This window comes from Sphingomonas sp. (genome assembly GCF_035555815.1).
GTDB lineage: Bacteria > Pseudomonadota > Alphaproteobacteria > Sphingomonadales > Sphingomonadaceae > Sphingomonas.
The window spans coordinates 1-3,557 of record NZ_DATMGG010000080.1 but is presented as its reverse complement, the minus strand read 5'-3'; the positions used below and the strand labels follow the sequence as shown (position 1 = coordinate 3,557).

6 protein-coding genes and 1 pseudogene are annotated in these 3,557 nt (G+C 68.4%); 2 read left to right on the top strand and 5 right to left on the bottom strand.

All coding sequences use genetic code 11. The annotated features are described in order from the left end of the window. The coding region (locus VNR91_RS04615; protein ID WP_325489612.1) for an alpha/beta hydrolase family protein at window positions 1–259 on the top strand (259 nt) is incomplete at its 5' end. A 197-nt stretch (window positions 260–456) separates the two neighbouring features. Here VNR91_RS04615 and rpsD read toward each other — a convergent pair. After that, window positions 457–1,071, bottom strand: coding sequence for a 30S ribosomal protein S4 (gene rpsD, locus VNR91_RS04610; protein ID WP_325489611.1), 615 nt, complete (start codon window positions 1,069–1,071; stop codon window positions 457–459). 178 nt (window positions 1,072–1,249) lie between these two features. On the opposite strand from rpsD, the gene VNR91_RS04605 reads away from it, so the two are divergent. Continuing rightward, the gene (locus VNR91_RS04605; protein WP_325489610.1) at window positions 1,250–1,552 is read left to right on the top strand and encodes a chorismate mutase; all 303 of its coding nucleotides are present in this window, start codon (window positions 1,250–1,252) and stop codon (window positions 1,550–1,552) included. 106 nt (window positions 1,553–1,658) lie between these two features. Here the strand turns inward: VNR91_RS04605 and VNR91_RS04600 are convergent, their stop codons facing one another. The 4 genes and pseudogenes from VNR91_RS04600 to glyA form a co-directional block, all read right to left on the bottom strand. Continuing rightward, on the bottom strand, window positions 1,659–2,390 hold the full coding sequence (locus VNR91_RS04600) for an RNA methyltransferase (RefSeq protein ID WP_414712374.1): 732 nt from the start codon (window positions 2,388–2,390) through the stop codon (window positions 1,659–1,661). Then, window positions 2,387–2,848, bottom strand: coding sequence for a transcriptional regulator NrdR (gene nrdR, locus VNR91_RS04595; RefSeq protein WP_325489609.1), 462 nt, complete (start codon window positions 2,846–2,848; stop codon window positions 2,387–2,389). The genes VNR91_RS04600 and nrdR overlap by 4 nt, the downstream gene beginning before the upstream one ends. Before the next feature lie 6 nt (window positions 2,849–2,854). Beyond that, window positions 2,855–3,079, bottom strand: a complete 225-nt coding sequence (locus tag VNR91_RS04590; protein ID WP_325489608.1) for a hypothetical protein — start codon at window positions 3,077–3,079, stop codon at window positions 2,855–2,857. Window position 3,080: 1 nt separating this feature from the next. After that, a pseudogene (glyA, locus tag VNR91_RS04585) lies at window positions 3,081–3,557 on the bottom strand (serine hydroxymethyltransferase); the annotation flags it as partial.

Here is a 3,557-nt window from a genome sequence, read left to right as displayed (position 1 = left end):
CGTCGCCGACGGCTCCCCCGCGCGCCACGCCGATCGGATCAAGGCGCCGGTGCTGCTGTTCCACGGCACACAGGACGACAATGTCGGAGTGCGCGAATCGCGGGTGATGGCCGACCGGCTGAAGAGCGCGGGCGGCAAGGTCGACTATGTCGAGTTCGAGGGGCTCGACCATTATCTCGACGATGCCGCCGCGCGCACGCGGCTGCTGAGCGATTCGGACCGCTTCCTGCGCGCCGCGCTCAACCTGCCCGCGCAATAGAACGGCGGAGGCGAAGGCCGGACGCAAACCGGCGAGATACAAAAAGGGCGGCCCCTCGCGGGGCCGCCCTTTTTTTGTGTCTGGCCGAATGACCCGTGCAGCGCGCCGCGGTAAAGCCGCGTCGTCGGACGGCGCCATCCGCGCCGCCGGCCGTTCGCGCTGAGGATCGCCGGATCTAGCCGCGCTAAATCCGTGCTTCAGCGCGAATAGAATTCGACCACCAGATTCGGCTCCATCTTCACCGGGTACGGCACCTCGTCGAGGGTCGGCACGCGGGTGAAGGTCACCTTGGCCGGGCCGTCGGGGGCGACATATTCGGGGATGTCACGCTCGGCGAGGGTCTGCGCCTCGAGCACCAGCGCCATTTCCCTGGCCTTGCTGCCCAGCGTGATTTCCTCGCCCGGCTTCACCTGACGGCTGGCGATGTTGCACTTCACGCCGTTGACGCTGACGTGGCCGTGGCTGACGAGCTGGCGCGCGGCGAAGATCGTCGGGGCGAACTTGGCGCGATAGACGATCATGTCCAGACGCTGCTCGAGCAGGCCGATCAGGTTCTGGCCGGTGTCGCCCTTCATCCGGGCGGCCTCGGTATAGGCCTTCTTGAACTGCTTTTCGGTGACGTCGCCGTAATAGCCCTTGAGCTTCTGCTTGGCGCGCAGCTGGATGCCGAAGTCCGACATCTTACCCTTGCGGCGCTGGCCGTGCTGGCCCGGGCCGTATTCACGCTTGTTGACCGGGCTCTTCGGGCGACCCCAGATGTTCTCGCCCATGCGGCGGTCGAGCTTGTACTTGGCGCTGTGGCGCTTCGACATCGGTAATTCCTTGCAACTGCTACGACGTTGGTCCCGGTATGCCGCTCTGCTGGGGTCTGACGACCGGCAGGGCCACCGCTTCACCGGGGTGCGGGGCCATTGCGAAGGCGGGCGCCTAGCCGCGCACCCCGCCCGAGTCAAGCTGGACAGCGCCGACATGGCCCGCCACTAGCCGTGCATGACCGACATCCTTGATCCCACCGACTGCATGACGATGGCGCAGGTGCGCGCCGGCGTCGACGATACCGACCGCCGGCTGATCGCGCTGCTGACGCGGCGTTTCGGCTATATGGACGCCGCCGCGCGCATCAAGCCCGAGCGCCACCAGGTCCGCGACGAGGCGCGCAAGGCGCAGGTGATCGCCAACGCCCGCGCCGCCGCCGAAGCCGCCGGCATTCCCGGCGCGGCGATCGCCGACCTATGGGACTCGCTGGTCGAGGCATCGATCGCCTATGAATATGAAGCGTTCGACGTGAGATGACGTCAACCTCACCCCGTTCGCCCTGAGCTTGTCGAAGGGCCGCCCTTTCTTCTGACGGAGAAAGACGGTGCTTCGACAAGCTCAGCACGAACGGAGGAGGATGTTGCTACCCCTTGGGCTGCTTCTTGCCGCCCAGCGCCGACAGCACGCCGCGCATCGTGCGCAGTTCCTGGCTCGACCAGCCGGGCTTGGTCAGCAGCGTGCGCAGCGTCCGCCGCGCCGTCGGCACCCGATCGGGCGGATAGTAATAGCCCGACGTCTCGAGCATCGCGTCGAGCTGCCCGATCATCCCCTCCAGCTCGTCCTGCGATCCGGGCGGGTCGAGATCGACGGTGGGCGGGCTCGCCAGCCCCGCGCCCTTCGACCATTCATAGGCGACCAGGATCACCGCCTGCGCCAGGTTGAGCGAGCCGAATTCGGGATTGATCGGCACCGTCACGATCGTGCGCGCCAGCGCGACATCGTCGGTTTCCAGCCCCGACCGCTCCGGGCCGAACAGCAACGCCGACCGCCCCGCCTCACCCCGGATCGTCCGCGCCGCGACTTCGGGCGTGACCACCGGCTTGGTCACCCCGCGCTTGCGCACGGTGGTGGCATAGACGTGTGGGCAATCGGCGACCGCGTCGGCGACGCTGTCGAACAGCCGCGCGTTGGCCAGCACCACGTCGGCGCCGCTGGCGGCCGGCCCGGCGGCGGGATTGGGCCAGCCGTCCCGCGGCGCGACCAGCCGCATCTCGGTCAGTCCGAAATTGAGCATCGCGCGCGCCGCCTTGCCGATATTCTCGCCAAGCTGCGGGCGGACGAGGACGATGACGGGGGGTGGAGTCGCGGCGCTCACCCCCGCCCCGCCTCGCTGACGTTGCCGGCGAAGTCCTCGAAGTCCTTGGCCTCGCGGAAGTCCTTGTAGACGCTGGCGAAGCGGATGTAGGCGACCGAGTCGAGGCCCTTCAGCGCATCCATCACCAGCGCGCCGATGTGGCTCGACTGGATTTCGGGGTCGCCCTGCGTTTCGAGCTGGCGCTGGATGCCCGACACCAGTTGCTCGATCCGCGCCGGGGCGATGCCGCGCTTGCGGCACGCCACCTCGATCGAGCGCAGCAGCTTGTCGCGCTCGAACGGCTGGCGGCGATCCTCGCTCTTGAGCACGGTAAGCTCGCGCAGCTGGATGCGCTCAAAGGTGGTGAAGCGGGCGCCGCACGCCTCGCACTGGCGCCGGCGACGGATCGCCGCCCCATCTTCCGTGGGGCGGCTGTCCTTTACCTGGCTGTCCTCATGCGCGCAGAACGGGCACCGCATCGCCGGCTATCGTGTCCTGTTGCGATAGGCGGCATAGCCCGCGCCGAGCAGCGCGCCGCCGAGCAGCGACACCGGCAGCACGATCGCCACCAGCGCGCCGACCGCCGCACCGCCCAGCACCTTGTTCCCGCGCTCGCCCTCGAACCACTGGCTGGCGCCATCGACGGCCCCGTCCAGCTTCTCGGTCACGAAGTCGGCCGCGCCGCGCACCTTGTTCTCGAAATCATTCATCTCACGCCTCCGGATAGATCGGGAAACGCTGACATAGCGTATTAACACGCTCACGCACAGAGGCTTCGACCTGCGCGTCGCCCTGCTCGCCGTTTTTCCGCAGGCCATCGAGCACGTCGGCGACCATGTTGCCGATCTCACGGAACTCGGCCGGGCCGAAACCGCGCGTGGTGCCGGCGGGCGAACCGACGCGGATGCCGCTGGTCTTGACCGGGGGCAGCGGATCGTTGGGGATGCCGTTCTTGTTGCAGGTGATCGCGGCGCGCTCGAGCGCCTCGTCGGCGTCGCGGCCGGTGACGCCGAGCGGGGTGAGGTCGATCAGCGCGAGGTGGGTGTCGGTGCCGCCCGACACCACCGCGCAGCCGCGTTCGGCCAGCGTCGCCGCCAGCACCTTGGCGTTCTCGACGATCGCGGCGGCATAGCTCTTGAAGTCCGGGCGCAGCGCCTCCCCGAACGCGACCGCCTTGGCGGCGATGAC